Below are 19,623 nucleotides of genomic sequence, written 5' to 3' on the forward strand. Positions count from 1 at the left end.
GCAGGGCGTTTTCCCGTCTGTTCGGCATCGATCGATGGGGGCGACAAACCGCGTCGACGATCCACCGGCGCCGCGCGCCACCGATGCCGCGGTCCGCGGTCCATGACCCCGGCCACCTGCTTCGACCGAGGTCCATTCCCGCATGAACGCTCCGCCTTCCTCCATTGTAACTCCCGTCCTCGAGGACGAGCGCTGCCCCACCGGCGTCGCCGGGCTCGACGAAATCCTGCACGGAGGACTTCCGCGCAACTGCTTCTACCTGGTTCAGGGCGACCCTGGCTCGGGCAAAACCACCCTGGCGTTGCAGTTCCTGCTGGAAGGGGTGCGGCGCGGTGAAGCGGGCTTCTACATCACCCTCTCCGAAACGAAGCGGGAGCTGACGAAGGTCGCGGCGTCGCACGGCTGGTCGCTCGAGGGTGTGCCGCTGCTGGAGATGTCCGCCATCGAGGGCCTGTTGCGCGCCGATGCGCAGACCACGGTGTTTGGGCCCTCGGAAGTCGAGTTGGGCCAGGTGTCGGCGCTGCTGCTGGGCGAGCTGCACCGGCTGAAGCCGGTGCGCGTGGTCTTCGATTCGCTCTCGGAATTCCGCCTGATCGCGGAGACGCCGCTGCGCTACCGCCGGCAACTGCTGACGCTGAAGCAGGAGTTTGCGGCCGCCGGCAGCACCGTGTTGCTGCTGGACGACAAGATGGAAACGGAAGGCATCGGGGCCGACCCGCACGTCCTGAGCCTGACCCACGGCGTGATCGACATGGAGCAGTTGTCGCCGGACTACGGCGCATCGCGGCGGCGCCTGCGCGTGCGGAAGCTGCGGGGCGTGAAGTTCCGCGAGGGCTACCACGACTACACGATCGCGCGGGGCGGGGTACGGGTCTTCCCCCGGCTTTCTCCGGCGGAGTTTCGCATTGATCACCGGCCGGAACCGCTCTCGAGCGGCATTCCGGAACTCGACGCCATGCTGGGAGGGGGGCTCGATCGCGGCACCACCACGCTGGTGCTCGGTGCAGCGGGGACCGGCAAGTCGACGGCGGCGATGCAGTACGTGGTGACGCGAGCGGAGGCGGGTGAGCGCGGGCTGATCTTCACCTTTGATGAGACGCGCGGCGTGCTGCTGAACCGCGCGCGCGCGCTGGGGCTCAACTTCGCCGAACAGCTGGAGCAGGGACGCATCGACGTCCAGCAGGTGGATCCCGCCGAGCTTTCACCCGGCGAGTTCGCGATGCGGGTGCGGGAGGGCGTCGAGGCCGGGGCGCAGGTGGTCGTGATCGACAGCCTGAACGGCTACCTCAACGCGATGCCGGGCGAGCGCTTCCTGAACAACCAGCTCCACGAGCTGTGTTCGTACCTGAACCAGAAGCAGGTGCTGACGATCCTGATCCTGGCGCAGCAGGGTCTGGTGGCGGCGGCGGACACGCCGGTGGACGTCAGCTACCTGGCGGACACGGTGTTGACGCTGCGCTATTTCGAGGTCGCGGGGAGCGTGAAGCAGGCGATCGCGGTGGTGAAAAAACGCAGCGGCCGGCACGAGAAAACGATCCGCGAATTCAAGCTCGAGTCCGGGCGCGGGGTGCGGGTTGGCGCGCCCTTGACTGAATTCCAGGGTATCCTGGGCGGCGTGCCGGTCTTCCGCGGCTCGCCGGAGCTGATCCTGCCGCGGCCTGATGAGCGAAACGAACCTTGAGAGCCGGGTCATCGTCTTCGCGCCGGTGGCGAACGACGCGAACGCGATGGCGGGAATGCTCCGCCAGAATGGCGTGAGCGCGGTCATCGCGGGCAGCGCCCCGCAATGTCGCACGCTGATGGAAGGCGGCGCGGGCGCGCTGCTCCTGACGGAGGAGGCGCTGCGGGAGTTGCGGGCGGAGCGCACGATGGAGCTCCTGCGGCGGCAGCCACCCTGGTCCGAACTGCCGCTGCTGATCCTCACCTCCGGCCGCGCGGCGCGATTGGCGGACCTGCTGGAGTCCACGGCGGCGGCGGCCGGCAGCATCACCCTGCTGCAACGGCCGGTCGCCTCGGCGCTGCTGCTACGCTCCGTGCGCGTGGCGTTGAGCGCGCGGGCGCGGCAATACCAGGTGAGGCAGCTGCTGGCCGACCAGGCGGCGCGGCAGCAGGAACTCGAGACGGCGAAGACGACGCTCGAGCGGGAACTGCAGCGGCGACGCGAGGCCGAGGCCGCGCTGGGAAAATGGGCGGAGCAGGACAGCGAACCGGAGCGATTCCCGAGGTGGGTTCGCTATGCCGGCGCCGCCGCGGCCCTGATCTTTGCGGTGGCGGTGCGGCAGGCGTTTCAGGCGGAGGTGCAGAACCGGCTCCCGTTCGTGACCCTCTTCGGGACGGTCGCGATCACGGTCTGGTTTGCCGGCTTCTGGCCCGCCGTCGGCGTTGCGCTGCTCGGGTACGTGGGGTGCGCATGGCTGTTCGTGCCGCATGCGGAGCTGCTGACCGCGACGGACGTCTACGCGTTCGTGCTCTATGCGGTCGGCATCGCGCTGATCCTGGCGATCGGGTTGGCGATGCGGCGCGCGCACGCGCAGGCGCGGGCGAACGCCCGCATGGCGATCGAGCGCCAGCGGCACGCGGAACGCGCGCTCGCGGAGCGCGATCGCGCCGAGGCGCGGGCTCGGGAGCTCGACGAGCGGCTGCGCGTCGCGGTGAAAAATTCGCGCTTCGTGCTGGCCCAGTGTGACGCCGACCTGCGCTACCGCTGGATTCACAACCCGCACCCGGATTTTCCGCAGGCCATCGGCCGCCGGGATGACGAACTGGATCGCGGCCGCGGCGCGCTCGAGTTGATGGCGCTCAAGCGCCGGGTCCTTGACTTCGGCCAGGGCGCAACGGGCGACATCACGATCGAGGGGCCGACCGAGGCGCGCAGCTATGCGGTGGTGGCCGAACCCTTGCGCGACGCCGCAGGGCGGGTGGTGGGCGTCACCACGGCGGCGCTCGACGTGACGGACCGCAAACGCGCGGAGGACGCGCTGCGCGAGAGCGAAGCGCGGGCCCGGGCGCAGGCGGTGGAGCTCGAGGCGGTCTATGAGAGTTCGCCGCTTGGCCTGTCGGTGCTGGATACGGACCTGCGTTTTCGGCGCATCAATCGGCGTCTCGCGGAGCTGAACGGCCGCTCGGTGGCGGAGCACATCGGACGCCGCGTCGAGGAGATCGTGCCCGGCGTGGCGGAGCAGGCGGCGGCCGCGTTGCGGCAGGTCCTGGCGACAGGGCAGGCGGTCCGGGTGGAGCTGCGGGGGGCGACGCCCAGTGTGCCCGGCGAGGAGCGGATCTGGGACGAGCATTGGGCGCCGCTGCGCAACGACAAGGGAGAGATCGTGGGCTGCGTGGTCGTGGTGGAGGAGGTGACCGCACGCCGCCGGTATGAGGAGGCGGTGCGGGAGAGCGAGGAGCGGTTTCGGGCGATGGCGGACAACGTGCCGCAACTGGTCTGGATGGCGCGGCCCGATGGCCGGGTCTTCTGGTTCAACCGCCGCTGGTACGAGTTCACCGGCGCTACACCCGAGGAGATGGGCCGGGAGGAGCAGCTGGATGCATTGATGCACCCGCAGCACCGCGACCGGGTGCGGCATGGCTTCATGGCCGCGGTGGCGCAGGATCGTCCCTGGGAGGAAACGCATCCGATCCTGGGCAAGGATGGCCGTTACCGCTGGTTCCTGTCGCGCGCCGTGCCGATCAAGGACGCGGACGGCAGGACGACCCTGTGGTTTGGCACGAACACGGAGATCACCGTGCTGCGCGAAACGCAGGACGCGTTGCGCGAGGCGCAGCGCCAGGTGCGGCAGTACGCGGCGGGACTGGAGCAGACGGTGGCGGAACGCACGGCCCGGCTGCAGGAGACGGTGCAGGAGCTCGAGGCCTTCTCGTACAGCATTGCGCACGACATGCGCGCGCCGCTGCGTTCGATGATCGGGTACGCGGACATCCTGAACGAGGAGCATGGCGGCAACCTGGACGACACTGCGCGCGACTATCTGCGGCGAATCACAGTGTCCGCCCGGCGGCTCGACCGCTTGATCCAGGACGTGCTGAACTACAGCCGGATTGTCCGCGAGGAACTGCCGCTGGAGCCGGTGGACGCCGGGCAGCTCGTGCGCGAGGTGGTGGAGGGCTATCCGAACCTCGCCGCGGCGCGCGCTGCCATTGCCATTGATCCCGGGCTGCCGGCGGTGCTGGGCAACCGGGCGGCGCTCGGGCAGGTGTATTCGAACCTCCTCGACAACGCGCTGAAGTTCGTGCCCCCGGGCGTCACCCCGGCGGTGCGGGTGTACGCGGAACCGGGCGCGGCGCCGCGGGCCGACGGGCGGGGCGAGTGGGTGCGGCTGTGCGTCGAGGGCAACGGGATCGGCGTCGACCCGAAGGTGCGGGCAAGGATGTTCCAGATGTTCCAGCGGTTCACGCGCGCCGGGCTCTACGAAGGCAACGGCATGGGGCTGGCGATCGCGCGCAAGGCGGTGGACCGGATGGGCGGGGTGATTGGCGTCGAGCCCGCGGCGGAGCGCGGCACCCGGTTCTGGTTCATTCTGCCGATGGCGCCGGCGACGCCAGCGGCAGAATGGGAGTGAGGGAATGAGTGAAAGGGAATGAGGGTGAGAGTGAAAGTAAGGGTGAAAATGGAAGGACGACTGCCGCCCGGTGAAAGTGGTCCTCTGACTTCTGAAATCAGATTTCTGGCTTCTGGCCTCAGGCCTCCGGCTTCTGACCATTCTGCATTCTCCATTAGCCGCGCGCGCGTCGCGCGCGGTGTGAGGCGCGGCGCGCGGCTTGCCAGGAACCAACTGAATCGGATGATCGCGGGCCATGCTTTCACCCCGTGCGCTCCTTGCGATCGCAGTGCTGACGTGGTGCGGCGCCAGCCAGGCGGGCGCTGCGGAGACCGCGGGTGCGGCGCCGCCGAACTTCGCGCTGACGGCGGGAACGTTGCCGAACGGGCTGCGCTATGTGGTGTTGCCGCACCGGCCGCCGACGGGAGGCATCGCGCTGCGGCTGCTGGTGCGCGCGGGTTCGCTGGATGAACGGGACGGCGAGCGGGGCTATGCGCATTTCGTCGAACACATGGCGTTCAACGGCACGAAGCACTTCCCGCCCGGCCGGCTGGTTGCGTTCTTCCAGCGGCTGGGCGCAGGGTTTGGCGCGGACGTGAACGCGGAGACTTCCTTTCGCGGGACGACCTATCGCATCGACCTGCCGCCGGCGCACGTCGCGCAGCTGGCGGAGGCGCTGCAGGTGTTTCGGGACTTTGCGGACGGCGTCGAGTTCGCACCGAAGGAGGTGCAGCGGGAGAAGAGCGTGATCCAGAGCGAGCTCGTGGCACGCAACAATGGCGGCTGGCGCGACGAGGTGGCGCGCATCGGCCATGTCTTCGGTGGAACGCTGGCGCCGCAGCGGATGCCGGCCGGAAGCCCGGAGCTGGTGGCTTCCGCCGATGCCGCGGGACTGAAGGCGTATTATGAGCGCTGTTACCGGCCCGAGCGGATGACGCTGGTGGTCGTGGGCGACGTCGGTCCGGAGCCGGTGGCCGCGCTCATGCGGGAGACCTTTGGCACCCTCGTGCGGGCGGGAGCGGCCAACGTGCCGATCGAGCCCGAGTTGCCGCGGCAAAGCGGAATGCAGGCGCACGTCATCCCGAGTGGCGTGGCCACGGCGGCGGTCGTGACGGTGTCGGCGCTGGCGCAGCCCGGCGCCGATACGCTGGAGCGGCGGGAAGCCTCAATGGCGCGGGAGGCGGTGTTGCGCATGCTGCAGCGCCGCCTCGCGGACCGGCAGCGGCTGGAACGGGATCGCGTCGGCGTGGCGACGGCCGGGGAGGACACGGAGATCAGTGGCGCCTTCGAGTGTTGGCGGCTCGAGGCGCATGCGAAGGCGGAGTTCTGGACCACCGCGGTGACGCTCCTCGAGACCGAGTTGCGGCGGGCGTGCGTGCGCGGCTTCAGCGCGGAGGAATTGCGAGAGGCGACGGGCGCGATGGTGGCGTCGCGCCGCGAAATGATGTCGCTGCTGTCGAGCTTTCCCACCGGTGGTTTTGCCAATCTCCTCGTCGCGCGAGAGCTGGCGCGGATGGACTGGCGGCATCCCAGCCAGGGCATGCGCGAGACCGACGTGTTTGTCGCGCGGTTCACTCTCGACGAGGCGAACGCGACCCTGCGCGCGATGTTTGCGGAACCCCGCCTGCGGCTCGCGTTGCGCACGCGGCTGGCGCCGCCGGGAGGCAGCGAAGAGTTGATGGCGGCCTGGCGGACCAGTGCGGCGAAGCCACTCGCCGAGGAGCAGGCGGCGGGAGCGGCGGCGCTGACGTTTGGCTACGACGATTTTGGCGCGCCCGGGGCGGTGACGAGCCGGCGGCGGGATGAGGAGCTGGGCGTCGAGCAGGTGACGCTGGGCAACGGCGTGCGCCTGAACCTGCGGGCGAGCCGCAGCGAACCCGGGCACTTCCGGCTGGTCGCGCGGCTCGGGCGGGGATTCCTGGACGTGCCGGCCGAGCGGCCGGGGCTGCCGGTGGTCGCCTCGGTGCTCCTGGCGCAGGCGGATCTCGGCCGGAATACCCGGCAGGAAATCAGCCGCCTGTTTGCACTGCACAGTCTCTCGGCTTCCCATCGCTGCGAAGGGGTGCTGAACGAGGTGACGCTGCGGCTGTCGGGCCCGACGGCCGAACTGCCATTCGCGCTGCGGTACGTCACGGCGTTCCTGAGCGATGTGAAGCTGGAGGAGGCGCGGCTGCCGGACGCGTTCGCGTATTACAGCTCGGCCCATGGCCACCTCTTCAAGTCGGCCGCGGACTGGGCGAGCGTGCAGCTGATATTCCGGCTGATGAACGGCGACCGCCGGCTCCAGCGACCGCCCGCGGCCGACGTGATGAAGTATTCCTTTGCCGACGTGGCGGGCTGGGCGCGGGAGCACGTCCTTGAAGGCCCGGTCGAGGTGGGCATCGCGGGCGACTTTGCGGAGGCGGAGGCCGTGGCGGCCGTGGCGGGGACGCTCGGGACGCTGCCGACGCGCCGGCCGGCCGCGGCACCGACCGCGGCCGAGCGGCTGCGGTTTCCGCGGCGGCAGTACCAAGAGGTCCGGCGTGAGGCGCTGACGCAGCAGGCGGGCGCGGTGAGCCTGGGCTGGCCCGTGAAGGCGGCGGAGGATCCGCGGACGGTCCAGGCGTTGCGGATTGGCACGCAGGTGCTCGTGGACCGGCTCCGGCAGAAGTTGCGCGAGGATCGCGGCGAGACCTATGCGCCCTCCGGAGGCGTGGCGCGGTTCACGCTCCAGCGCGACATGATCTTCGCCCGCGTGGACGTCACGGCGTCGCCGGAGAAGACAAAGGACATGGCGCAGCGGGTGTTTCGGATCGCGGACGACCTGGCGTGGGGTGGCGTCACCGAGGACGAGTTTGAGCGGGCGCGGGAGCCGCTGCGGGCGGCCGACGAGCAGCGCTGGCAGAGCAATGCCTGGTGGGTCGAGGCCGTGCTGATGTACGCGCAGTCCGTGCCGGCGGAGCTGGACGATCTGCGGGTGTTGCGGACGGCATCGGCGAAGGTCACGCGCGAGGAGGTGAACCGCGTGATCGCGAAGGTTTTTCACCCCGACAACGCCCACTACTGCGGAGTCGTGCCGCTGGCGCCGGCTGCGCCGCCAACGACGGCGGCAGCGAAGTGAGGGTGAAAGTGAGAGTGAAAGTGAAGGTGGCCAGCGGACCGACCTCTCACGCGGGAACGGCACCGTTCCAGCACTCGCACGCAAATCCGCTCTGAGCCCATCGCCGCCGCTGCACCCGAAACTGACAAAGTGACCGTTGCTGCCCCCCCTCTCGGATGGGGGCAGGGCGTCACTTTGTCAGGTGGTGTTCAGCGCCGGCGCGTGGCGCTGAAGGGCGGGGCTACTCGGGCTTCGGCGCGCCGGGCTGGGCCGCCGGTTTCGCGGCGTCGGGCTTGGGCGCGGTGGCTGTGGCGGCGGGAGCAGGCTCGTCGGGCTGGCGGTGGGGGACGACGATCACGCGGCTGGCGTGCTCGGGGGCCAGGTAGGTTTTCGCCAGCGCATCGATGTCGGACTTGGTGATGGACTCGATGTCGGAGTAACGCGTGCGGCACCAGTCGAGCTGCTGCGGCCGCTCCTGGGCGCGGGCGAGGACGGAGCCTAGCCAGTACTGGTTGGTGCGGGCGGATTCGCGGAGTTGGGTGAGAACCGGCAGCTTGGCGCGGGCGAGTTCGTCGTCGGTCGTGCCCTTGGTGAAGAGGTCGGCGCCCACCGCGATGACGGTGTCGGCGATCAACTGGGCCCGCGGCGGGTCGATGGTGACGTTGGCCGTCATGTAGCCGTAGCCGGGATAGATGTCGCTCGGGTTGTTGCCGGCCCCGGGGCTGTAGGCGTCGCCCAGTTCCTCGCGCACTTTCACGCGGAGCCGGTCGGAGAGGACCAGGCCGAGCAGGGAAAGCCGGCGGGTGCGGTGAATCTCGAGCCCATCGGTGGTGGGCCAGTAGATGGCGACGACGCCTTTCGGGATCTCGGTCGGGACGGAGTAACTGCGGGCGAAGGGCTCGTCGGGGTATTTCACCTTGCGGCGGTCCTCGAGCGCGGCGCGCGGTTCGCGTGGCGGCAGGGCACCGAAAGTCTGGGCGACGGCGGCGATGGTGGCCTCGACGTCGAGGTCACCGACAATCGCGATCTCGGTGTAGCCGTGGGCGAGTTCCGGGGTGACCCAGGCTTTCACCTCGTTGAGGTTGCGCTTGAGCATCTCCTCGCGCGGCGGGAGGCCGAAGCGGGTGTCGCCGCTGGCGAGGATTCGGCTGACCTCGAGCGTGAACGGCCCGCGCGGCGTGTGCTCCAGGCTCAGGTAGAGTTCCTCGATCGCCTTGCGCGCCTGGCGGGCGGCTTCGGGGCGGAAGCCCGGGTCGACGATGCGGGCGGCCATGAGCTGCAACTGGAGCAGGAGGTCCTGCTGGTTGGTGTTGCCGGAGGAAACAAACGCGTCGCCGGCGACGCCGAAGCTGGCGCCGACGGTACGGCCCGCGAGGATGCGGCGGAGTTCGTCGACGCTGTGCTTGCCGAGACCACCCTCGACAAACGTCTGGTTGGCATAGCCGGCAAGGCCGGGCTTGTCGGCAGGCTCGGTGAGCTGCCCGTTGCCGATGCGGACGTTGAGGCGGATGCGGTTGGCCTCGAAGTCGGTCTTCTTGAGATTGAGGCGGACGCCGTTGGCGAAGGTGACGAGCGTGACGTCGAGATCGTCGATGTGCTCACGCTGGGCGACTTTGCCGGCGGGGCCAAAATCGGTGTAGCCCCACTTGGCGTCGGCGAGAACCTCGGGCGGCGCGACTTTCGTGGCGGCGGATTTTTCAAATGCGGCGCGGATGGCGGCGGAGGCATCGCCTTCGATGCGAGCGTTGCCCGTGACCATCACGAGCCGGTGAGGCGCGCTCCATGCGGCCCGCAGGGCGGCGAGGCACTCGGCGGGCGTGACGCGCTCGAGGGCCGGACCGTAGAGGGCCTGGTCGTCGGCGGGCGTGGTGAACACCTCGTCGTCAACGAGCGAGCTGGTGAGCTCGGCGGCGAGGGAGTCGGACCGGCGGGTGGGGGCGGTCTTCACGGCCTGCTCAAGGCTGTTGCGGAAGTTGGCGACGACCTCCTTCAACTCGGCGGGCTGGAAGCCGTGTTCGAGGGCGCGGCGCAGTTCCTGGTCGGCGACGGCGAGGGCGTCGGCCCACTGGTCGGCGCGGCAGGTGAGCGTCATCGCCGACTCGCGGAAGAAGTCGAATTCCTCGCTGACACTCGTGCTGCCGCTGGTGAACGGAGCGCCCTCCTTCTTGGCGAGAATGGAGAGCCGGCGGTTGATCATGTAGTTCGCGAGCGTGCGCGGCAGGTACTTGAGGCGCACGGCGGCGGTGTCGGGTTCGGCGGCGTAGCGCTGGATGGTGCCGATCGAGACGGAGGTCTCGGGGGCTTCGGCTTCCGGATGGTGGAAGACGTGCACGCCGGATTGGTCGGCGAGGGTGAGCTTGCCCAGGTCCGGCGCAGGCCGGGCTTCCGCGCGTAGTTTCAGCGGGGAAAACGTTTCGGTGATCAGCTTCTCGACGGCGGCGACGTCGACGTCACCGACCACGACGACCGACATGAGGTCCGGGCGGTACCAGGTGTTGTAGAAATCGAGAAACTCGTTGCGGCCGGCCTTGGTGATGACCTCGACCTCGCCGATCGGCCAGCGTTGCGGGAAGCGCGAGCCATCGAGCAGGAAGCCGAGTTGGGCGACGATGGTGCGGTAGCCGACGGAGTCGCGCGTGCGTTTCTCGCTGAGGATGATGCCGCGCTCCTTGTCGATTTCATCGGCCAGCAGGAGCAGTCCGCCCGCGTAGTCGGAGAACACGCGGAAGCCCTCGGCGAGGGTGGCGGGCTTGGTGTCGGGCAACTCGAGCATGTAGATCGTGCGGTCGAAGCCCGTGCTCGCATTGGTGTCGTCGCCAAAGTTCATCCCCATGCGCTGGAAGAACTCGATGAGCGTGCCCGGCGCGTAGTGTTCGCTGCCGTTGAACGAAAGGTGCTCCAGGAAGTGTGCGACGCCGCGCTGGTTTTCGTTCTCATTCAGCGCGCCGGCCTTGATGAGGAGCCGCATGGACGCCCGGTTCCGGGGCTCGTGGTTGGGACGGATGACGTAGCGCAGTCCGTTGGGCAAGGTGCCGAAGTGCGCGGCCGGATCGGGCTTCAGGTCGCTGGCCGCCTGCGGGAAAGGCAACGCGGCCTGCGCGAACGTGACGAAGGCGAGGAAGGGTAACAGGAGGGCGAGACGTCGCATAGAGAAGCGCCAAGAAGGCATAAATCGGGGGAAATGAAAACCATCGGGCGGAGATTGGGATCCTTCGGACCACCGACGGTCGGCGAGGCGGGATGAGCGGTCTTTGGTTTTCCGCCTTTTGTTTTTCGCCGGCGGCGAAAAACAAAAGAAGTGGTTGGGGTAGAGGAGGACGGAGGGCGGGACAGTATCTGGACATTATTCCGTAAGTTGCAGGAATGCGGAATTTTATAATTGCAGCCGTCGTGCGCTCGGTATCGCGGACACCTCGATTCTCGTTCGCGTGAAGAGGGGTGGACAGAAGCGCGGCGCGAGAGCGGAGCTTGGGTGTTACGTTCACGCCGAAGCCCCGCTCTGTGGTCCGGCGCGTTTCACCCTCACTCTCACTTTCACTTCCGAAGGTCACTCTCACTTCTCCCGGGCTGCGGAGCAGACCGAGAGAGCGGGCTTTCCAACCAGGGGCCTTTTGCTTTTCACTCATCGCTTCCCTTTTCCCATGCTCTGGCTCTATCGCGTTCTGTTCGTACCTGCGTTGCTGCTGATGGCGCCGCGGTATCTCTGGCGCATGCGCAAGCGGGGTGGCTATGGCGCGAGGTTTGGCGACCGCTTCGGGGCGTTGCCGCCCTTGCCGCCACGGACTGCCGGGGTGCGCCGGATCTGGCTGCAGGCGGTGAGCGTGGGCGAGGTGCTGGCCATCGGGCCGTTGCTGGAGAAGCTGCACGCGCACGGGCTCGAGGTTTACCTCACGACGACGACCAGCACGGGTTTCCGCCTCGCCAACGAGCGTTACCGGGCGCTGACCGTCGGTATTGGCTATTTCCCAATCGACTGGTGGCCGTTCTCGCGCCGCGCCTGGCAGCGGATCGCTCCCGACCTGGCGATCATTGCGGAAGGCGAGCGGTGGCCGGAGCACCTGCGGCAAGCGGCGAAGCGCGGCGTACCGGTGCTCTGCATCAACGCGCGCATGTCGGACCGGAGCTTCCGACGCCTGCGGCGGTTCCCGGGCGCGGCCAAGCTGATGTTCGACGGCGTGACGCGCCTGCTGCCGTGCTCGACGCACGACGAGGGGCGGTTCCGTGAACTGGGCGTGCCGGCGGCGAAGCTGTTCACGACGGGCAACATCAAGCTGGACCTAGTGATCCCGCCGCTGACCCCGGAGCAGCGCGGGCAACTGCGCCAGGAACTCGGGCTGGCTGATGCCGGCTTTGTGCTGCTGGGATCGTCGACCTGGCCGCGCGAGGAGGAGGCGCTGGTCGAGGCGTTGCAGGCGCTGCGGGCCGAGGGCGTAACCTGCTCGCTCCTGCTCGTCCCGCGGCACGCGGAACGCCGGGAGGAAATCGAGCGGCTGCTGGGCCGCACGGGTTTGCGCGCGCATTTCCGTTCGCGCGGGGCGTCGGCCGGGCCCGTCGACGTGGCGGTCGGCGACACGACCGGCGAACTGCGCAAACTCACCCAACTTGCTGATCTGGTGTTCGTCGGGAAGAGCCTGGCGCCGCATACGGAAGGGCAGACTCCGGTCGAGGCGGCGGCGCTCGGGAAGCCGATTCTCCTCGGGCCAGGCATGGCCAACTTCAGAGTGATTTCGCAGGAACTGCTCGCCGGCGGCGCGGCGCGTCAGGTGGCGGATCCCGCCGCGCTGACCCGGGAATGCCTTGCCCTGGCGCGCGACGTGGCCGAGCGAGCGTCTCTGGCGCAGGCGGCCACCGCCTGGCATCGCGCCAACGCCGGTGCCGTCGATCGCACCTGGCAGATCATTCGGGAAACGCTTGGCGCATAGGGCTCTGACCACCGCCCCGGCGGCGAGGGTGGCGGGGTCGTAGGTCTCGTCATGTGCTTGCGGTAAGGAACGGGAGCGGCGGGGGAGGCGTAGAAGACGTCCTTGCTGGTCGTGGCGTTAGTGCTTCCGAACCAAAGAGATCTCAGGTTTGGCAAAATTTGGCCGAAATAGGGGTTGCACCAACCCCTTCGGTTTCTACGGTCGGCCTTTTATTTGTGATGCAGTCGCACGGACCCAAGCGCGTCTACACTCCGCAATCGCTCGAGTTCTGGTTCAACAAGCTGGAGAACGACTGGTCCGAGAGCTTTACCCAGGAACAACTCGATCACGGACGTGAGATCTATCGCGACGGACAAGTTCGCGAGCTGGAACTTACTGACAAAGATGCGATTGTGCATCGCCGGATCGATAAGCGCGACGAGTACGCGGTGATCGAGTGGAACGGCGAGCGGATGACGGTTCGGTCATCGACGGCTGACGAAAAGCTGGCCCGGGCCTTGGCCGTGGCGGGTTTGCACGAGATCGAGGAACTGGTGGCGGACGAGATCTCCCCGTTGCCGGAGGAGCTTCAGCAGGTGGTCCGCAACGGCAATGCCTTGCCTCCGGCAGGCAACGGCGCTGTGCCCGCACCCGTCCTACCCGCGAGTGGCGCGACCGCTGCAGCATCGGGCAAGGCTCCTCCTGCGCCGGCGGCTCCGGTGGCAACGCCCAAGCCTGCGACGAATGCGAACGGCATCGGGCTGGGGGCGGCGCGAACCGCGGCCGTGGCGGCAGCAGCTCCATCCGGGACGACGCCAGTGACGAGTGGGACGGGGCAGACGCCGACGACGGCAACCGCGGCGAGCAATGGGAATGGCGGGACGGCCGCAGCCGCGGCGGCAAATGGCGCGGGGAGAACCTTGCTCCTAGTGTTCAAGGTGAAGGCGGCGGGACTGACTTTTCAGGCGACCTGGTTGGATGCGGACAAGAAGACGAAGCATCCGGCGCTCGGGCCCGATGCGCACGCGAACGGCAACGGCCACGTGTCCACCGGCGAGCGCGCCAAGCTGATCGGTTTGGCGGCGTACGCGCGCAAGGCGCACTTCCAGTATCACCAGGAGACCGGCGTGTACGTGATGGAGTCGCTCGTCGAGATCCCGAATTTTCTCAAGACGGTGCTGCCGGCCTGGAAAAAGCTCTTCGCCGTCGAGCTCGACGAGAAGTCGGCCAACCTGCTCAAGGGCACCCGCACGATCGACATTGAAGCCGTGGCCGAGCGCGCCGGCGCGCCCGGGGCGGCGGCGACCAACGGACGCGCGGGCGCGGGTGGGGCGGCGCTGAACCTGCGCTGGATCTTCCGCGCGGGCGAGCGCCTGCTCACCGACACCGAGGTGCACGCGCTGCTGAAACATGGCGGCCAGCCGGTCATTCTGCCCAACATCGGCATCGTGGCGCTCGCGCCCGAAAAGTGGGACAGCTACAGCACCTGGCAGAAGAACGTGACCGAGGCGCAGGGCCGCGGCGCGACCGAAGGCGGCCCGATCCCGCCGTACCTGATTTTCTCCCTGTTCAACGACGCGCGGATGAAGCTGACGCTGTCACCCGAGATCGAGTCGTGGCGGCAGGCGGTCCTGGCGACGTCCACGACCTCGCCCCAGGTGCCCGAGCTCCTGCGGCCGTACCAGCGCCGCGGCGTCGAATGGCTGCATCACCTCTGCGATGTGGGCTGCCACGGCCTGCTCGCCGACGAAATGGGCCTCGGCAAGACGCTGCAGGTGCTGTCGCTGCTCGCGGTGCGGCCGGTGGCCGACAAGCCGACGTTGATCGTCTGCCCGGCGAGCGTCGTCCCGGTGTGGCGCGAGGAGATTGCCAAGTTTTTCCCGCAGCTCGTCGTCGACGTGCTCAAGACGGGGCACGACTTCACGCACCGCAAGGACCCGGTGGTGTGGCTCGCGAGCTACACGCAGCTCCGGAAGCATCGCGCGCTGCTCGAGAACGTGGAGTTCGGCTACGCGGTGCTCGACGAGGGCCAGTTCATCAAGAACCCCGACGCGAAGATCACGCAGACCTGTTTCGCGGTGCGCGCCGTGCACCGGATCGTGCTCACGGGTACGCCGCTGGAGAACCGGCAACTGGATCTCTGGAGCATCTTCCGGTTCCTCCTGCCCGGGCTCCTGGGCTCCCGCTCCGCCTTCGAGGCGGCGCTCAACACCGACCGCGAAGGCACTCTGACCCGCCTGCGGGCGCAGCTGGCGCCGTTCATCCTCCGCCGCACCAAGGGCGAGGTGGCGCAGGAGTTGCCGCAGAAGGTCGAGATGGAGCTGATTTGTCCGCTGACCGACGTGCAGCGGGCGGAGTACGCGCGCATCTGTTCCGAAGGCCTGGAACGGTTGGGCGACGACGTCGGCGCGGCGATTCGCGAGAAGTCGTTCGGCTTCCTCGCGCTGCTCACGCGCCTGCGGCAGACCTGCTGCGATCCCGACATGCTGCCCTGGCTGAAGGCGCCGCTGAGCGACTCGGGCAAGATCAACCTGCTCGTGGAGAAGCTCACCGAGATCGTGAGCAGCGGCCACAAGGTCGTCATTTTCTCGCAGTTCGTGATGCTGCTCGAGCGCGTGCGCGATGCGCTCTCGAAGCACTTCCCGGATCTGCCGCGGTTCGAGCTCACCGGCATGACGCTGGACCGGCAGAAGCCGGTGCAATCGTTCCAGAACGCGAGCGGGGCGGCGGTGATGCTGGTCTCGCTGAAAGCGGCCGGCACGGGCATCACGCTCCACGCCGCGGACTACGTTTTCCTGCTGGATCCCTGGTGGAACCCAGCGGTGGAGGCGCAGGCGGTGGACCGCGTGCACCGTATCGGCCAAACCAACACGGTCTTCGTGTACCGCATGGTCACGGCCGGCACGATCGAGGAGCGCATCGAGGCGCTGAAGGCTTCCAAGAAGGACCTCTTCGACAAGCTGATCGGCGGCCTCGGCGGCGACTTCGACCTTAGCCAGCACTTCAGCTCGCTGCGCAGCCTCGTGGCCCTGACCACGCCGACCGACGCGGACGAGCCGCAGGAGCCGTACACGGTCGACTGATATGCAACCGGCGAAACGCGTTCGCCGGTTGCATGACAACGGGCTGGCGCCCGTTGGTTACGAGCCGCCAAGCAAGGCGGAGTAGACGGGCGTGAACTCGCGGGCGCCGTTTACTGCGCCGACAGGCGTGGAGGATCCCAGAATGGATGGCTAGCGTCCGCCGCCGCCACCGTTGCCGATCAGCGGAACCGACACGCCGAGATTGGGTTTCCGGCCGGTGGCGACATCGCCCCAGATGCGGGTGCCGCAGCCGGTGAGCAGCAGGAGCAGCGCGGCGAGGAGCGGGAGCAGCCGCCGCAGACATCGATGGGTGGTCATGGCGCTTGGGTGCGTTCTCCCACGGGAGGGAAAGCGTGCTCGGGCTCGCCAGCCGTATGACGCGAACGGCAACCCGTGGGTGAACGCAACGGGTCAGGACGCGGGCGCGGGCGGAATGTTACATGAGCCCACGCCGCGGGCTCACTGCGGTTGCGCTGAGCCCAGCTTCGGCGCCGCGTCGCGGGTGGGGAAACCCTGCAGGGCGGCGGGTTTCAGCAGGAGGGCGTAGATCAGGTACGCCGGTACGATCATGAGGGCCGCGTAGGCCGGGCCGATCACGTTCCTCAGTCCGCCGACGCACGAGAGTCCGGTGAGCAGGAAAAACGCGATGACGGAGGAGTTGGTCGCGAGATTCAGGGCGTGCTGCTGCGTCGGATGCCGCAAGTGGACCATGGCGGCGTGGATCATCACGCCGGCAATCAGAAGTTCGACGAGGACGACCGCGGTGGCGATGACGAGCAACAGTCCGTCCTGATCGGGGCGGAGGCTGCTGACGCAGGTGAAGCACAGGACGACCATGGCGGCGCCGGCGAGAAGGTTCAAAACGGCGAGCCAGCGAAAAACGCGGGAGGGGTTCATGAGGGGGTGCTGGAGGGGAGCTTTCTCTTTCTCTTACTCCTACTCTTACTCTTTCTCCCGAAATCGCGCGGCCCAACGGCCGCGCGATTTCGGAAAAAAGGCTGGAGCAGTCAGAGGGACGGTAGATGGCTCGCGGCGGGGTGGACGAGAGCGAGAGCGAGTGGAGGGGCGAACGGGCGAGACAGACGGGGCGGATGGGGTGACGGAGACAGACGGAGAAAGAGAAAGAGAACGAGAAAGATAAAGAGGGGCTGGGAGCTCCTGCGTGGGCCGAGTTACGGGCCGAAGATCCCCCACTTGAACCACTGGTCGAGGGCCAGGAGCCAGAGAGCGGCGACGTAGAGCCAGACAACGACCAAGGCGGCTTGGGCGATTCTTCGGCGGCGCGGATCGCTGGACTCGAGCCACGAAGAGGCGGCGGTTTCGGCCGTGGCGGCAAAAGCGGCGGCGGCAGGCGCGGGGGCCGCGGTGGGAGTAGGGGTGGGCTTCGGCTCGGACTTCGACTGCGGCGAGGTCTTCTTCGCGCTCATGGATTCTGGCAGCGTGGGAAAAATCTGCTCCGCTGCAAGCACGCGGCGGCCTGGGAACGTCGGCTCGCGTGGATACGCGCCAGGCTCCGGCGGGCGGGACCCCGGGGACTGAACCGGCTTTTCAACGTCAAGTTCTCGAAACTCGGCCTTGTTTCGGAACCCGGCGCGGCTACGGTCAGGGGGAACGTGAATCTGTCGACCGTCTTGATCCCGGGGCCCGAGGTGGTGCTGACATGACGACCGCGACGACCGACAGCGGCAAAAACCTGCCGCATACGTTGATCATCCGGCGGCTGATGCGGCTGCTCCGATTCCGCGTCTGGATTCAGGAGCACCTGCAACCGACGGAATGGCAGGTCACCCTCATCTGGGCCGCCGTGGCGGGCTTCCTCGGTTCGCTGGCCGCCATCCTTTTCGCGGTCCTGACCGAGAACATCTACGACTGGTTCGGCAATCGGCGGCTGGGCATCGTGGGTTCGATCCAGCAACTCCCCTGGTGGGGGTGTCTGCTCGTGCCGGCGGCGGGCGGCGCGCTCGCCGGGCTGGTGCTGACGTTTGGGCAGCGGCTGACGCGCAAGCAGAGTTCGACGGACTACATGGAGGCGATCGTGATCGGCACCGGCCGGATCCCGATTCGGGCGAGCCTCGTGAAGAGCGTTGCCGCGTTGTTCTCCATCGGTTCGGGCGGGTCGATCGGTCGTGAAGGTCCGATGGTGCAGATGGCGGCGGTGCTGGCGTCGCTGGTCGGCCGCTGGCGCAAGTTCTCGCCGCCGCAACAGCGGCTCCTCGTCGCCTGCGGCGCTTCGGCGGGTATCGCGTCCGCGTACAACGCGCCGATCGCGGGGTCCTTCTTCGTGGCGGAAATCATCCTCGGCACGATCGCGATGGAGAGCCTGGGGCCCCTGGTCATTTCCGCCGTGGTCGCCACGCTCACGATCCGCGTCATCACGGCGGCGCACGTGCTCTACAAGGTGCCGGCGTTCCAGCTGAATTCGCCGCTCGAAATGATCCCGTACGTCGCGCTGGGTCTGATCGTGGGCGCGCTCGCGCCGGTGTTTCTCGTTTCGCTGAAGCACGCCGAAAAGTTCTTCGTCTCGCTGAAGCTGCCGCTGGTCCTGCGGCTGGCCCTCGGCGGCCTCGTCGTGGGCGCGATTGCGATCAATGTCCCGGAAGTCTGCGGCAACGGCTACCAGGTGATCGTCGAGATCCTGAACGGTCGGCTGATCTGGACCGCGATCCTGGGCATCTTCGCCTGCAAGTGGCTCGCCACGATGGCTTCGTTTGGCTCCGGTGCACCGGGCGGTGTGTTCACGCCCTCGCTGTTCATGGGCGCGGGCGCCGGCCTGCTGTTCGGCACGGCCGTGCATCAAGTGTGGCCGGCCGCCGCCGAGAATCCGCAGGCGTTCGCCCTCGTCGGCATGGGCGCGTTCCTCTCGGCCGCCAGCCACGCCCCGGTCATGGCGGTGATCATGTTGTTCGAGATGACGCTCAGCTATGACATCATCCTGCCGCTGATGCTGTGCTGTGTGATCGCCTACTTCACGGCCAAGGGCGTGCAGGGCTCGTCGCTCTACAGCGAGGTCCTGAAGCGGAAGGCGGCCGCCGTGCCGGATCCGACCCTCGGCGAGGCGCGCGTCGCCGACATGATGCGGCCCAACCCGCCAATCGTCGCGCCCAACGCCCGGTTCGCCGAGATCGCCCGCATGTTCCTCAACGTGCGCGTCAACAATCTCTACGTCGTCGACGAGACCGGCCGGTTCATCGGCGCCGTGTCGCTCCACGACATCAAGCCGTACCTCGGTGAGCCCGATCTCGCCGAACTCGTGATCGCCCGCGACATCCTGAGGGATGATTTCCCGCATGTGGCGCCCGACCAGTTGCTGCCGGAGGCCCTCGCCGCCTTCCTCGGCATCCAGGCCGAACGCGTGCCCGTGGTCGAAAAGGACGGAACCCTGCGTGGCAGCCTGTCCAAGAGCGACCTGCTGCTAGCCCTGGTCGAACGGCAAAAGAGGCCTGCGCAGGCGGCGTAGCCTGTGGCCAGAGGGCAGATGTCGGAAGCCGGAAGCCGGAAGCCGGAGGCCAGAAGCCCGAGGCCGGAAGCCAGAGGCCGGAGGCCGGAAGCCAGAGGCCGGAGGGCGGAGGCCAGAAGACGGAGGCCCGAGGCCAGAAGCCGGGGCACGGAAGCCAGAAGCAGCCTGACGCCAGAAGCCGGATGTCGGACGTCAGACGTCGGATGCCGGACCCGCCACGACGGCTCCCAGTGCGCGGAGCTAAGGGGTGGCACGTAGGGCTACGAAGTAATGCTTACGCGCCTGCGGAAGCGATGTCCCTCCGCTGGTTCCGAGTGAAAAGCGGCCGCAATGAAATGCTGCAGAGGGGGCTATCCTGAAATTTAGCGAACCGGGCAGAGGATTTTTGGCGGACGCTAAGGTCGGGCGAACCCGTGACGATAAGAGAGGTGCTCAGTCAGAAGTTCATAGCTCGACAGGGCAGCTTGTGTGGTAGCAAGCGAACCGGCGCCCGGTGCGATTATCGCGCCGGGCGCTTTCGTTTAGAAATCGCTGAAGCGATTTCTAGCTGGGT

10 protein-coding genes are annotated in these 19,623 nt (G+C 67.9%); 6 read left to right on the forward strand and 4 right to left on the reverse strand.

The genetic code is table 11. The features are described 5' to 3' along the window. The first annotated feature begins 142 nt into the window (after positions 1-142). The 3 genes from DB354_RS00690 (at position 143) to DB354_RS22870 (ending at position 7,650) form a co-directional block, all read left to right on the forward strand. Positions 143-1,681 (forward strand): ATPase domain-containing protein, encoded by a 1,539-nt coding sequence (locus DB354_RS00690; RefSeq protein ID WP_107833508.1) that lies wholly within the window; start codon positions 143-145, stop codon positions 1,679-1,681. Next, positions 1,662-4,571: a PAS domain-containing protein gene (locus DB354_RS00695; protein ID WP_107833509.1), complete on the forward strand. Its 2,910-nt coding sequence runs from the start codon at positions 1,662-1,664 to the stop codon at positions 4,569-4,571. Before DB354_RS00690 ends, DB354_RS00695 begins: the two co-directional genes overlap by 20 nt. 235 nt (positions 4,572-4,806) lie before the next feature. Further along, positions 4,807-7,650 carry an insulinase family protein gene (locus tag DB354_RS22870; protein WP_107833510.1) on the forward strand — a complete coding sequence of 948 codons (2,844 nt, stop codon included), beginning with the start codon at positions 4,807-4,809 and terminating at the stop codon, positions 7,648-7,650. Between the two features lie 220 nt (positions 7,651-7,870). Here the strand turns inward: DB354_RS22870 and DB354_RS00705 are convergent, their stop codons facing one another. After that, on the reverse strand, positions 7,871-10,777 hold the full coding sequence (locus tag DB354_RS00705) for a M16 family metallopeptidase (RefSeq protein WP_107833511.1): 2,907 nt from the start codon (positions 10,775-10,777) through the stop codon (positions 7,871-7,873). A 493-nt stretch (positions 10,778-11,270) separates the two neighbouring features. On the opposite strand from DB354_RS00705, the gene DB354_RS00710 reads away from it, so the two are divergent. Together DB354_RS00710 and DB354_RS00715 are read left to right on the forward strand one after the other, a co-directional pair. Then, positions 11,271-12,551, forward strand: coding sequence for a glycosyltransferase N-terminal domain-containing protein (locus DB354_RS00710; protein WP_107833512.1), 1,281 nt, complete (start codon positions 11,271-11,273; stop codon positions 12,549-12,551). Between the two features lie 218 nt (positions 12,552-12,769). Next, the gene (locus DB354_RS00715) at positions 12,770-15,613 is read left to right on the forward strand and encodes a DEAD/DEAH box helicase (RefSeq protein WP_107833513.1); all 2,844 of its coding nucleotides are present in this window, start codon (positions 12,770-12,772) and stop codon (positions 15,611-15,613) included. A gap of 150 nt (positions 15,614-15,763) precedes the next feature. Here DB354_RS00715 and DB354_RS22160 read toward each other — a convergent pair whose 3' ends face one another. The 3 genes from DB354_RS22160 to DB354_RS00725 all read right to left on the reverse strand — a co-directional run bounded on the left by DB354_RS22160 (position 15,764) and on the right by DB354_RS00725 (position 17,040). Further along, entirely contained in the window at positions 15,764-15,931 is a 168-nt protein-coding gene (locus DB354_RS22160; protein WP_158277301.1) for a hypothetical protein, read from the reverse strand. A 141-nt stretch (positions 15,932-16,072) separates the two neighbouring features. After that, a complete protein-coding gene (locus tag DB354_RS00720) occupies positions 16,073-16,510 on the reverse strand; it encodes a hypothetical protein (protein ID WP_107833514.1) in 438 nt (145 codons plus the stop codon). Positions 16,511-16,785: 275 nt separating this feature from the next. Next, a complete protein-coding gene (locus DB354_RS00725) occupies positions 16,786-17,040 on the reverse strand; it encodes a hypothetical protein (RefSeq protein WP_107833515.1) in 255 nt (84 codons plus the stop codon). A 233-nt stretch (positions 17,041-17,273) separates the two neighbouring features. Here DB354_RS00725 and DB354_RS00730 point away from each other — a divergent pair, with 233 nt between their 5' ends. Continuing rightward, positions 17,274-19,070 (forward strand): ClcB-like voltage-gated chloride channel protein, encoded by a 1,797-nt coding sequence (locus DB354_RS00730; protein ID WP_107833516.1) that lies wholly within the window; start codon positions 17,274-17,276, stop codon positions 19,068-19,070. Positions 19,071-19,623: the final 553 nt, after the last annotated feature.

The organism is Opitutus sp. ER46, assembly GCF_003054705.1.
Classification (GTDB): Bacteria; Verrucomicrobiota; Verrucomicrobiia; order Opitutales; family Opitutaceae; genus ER46.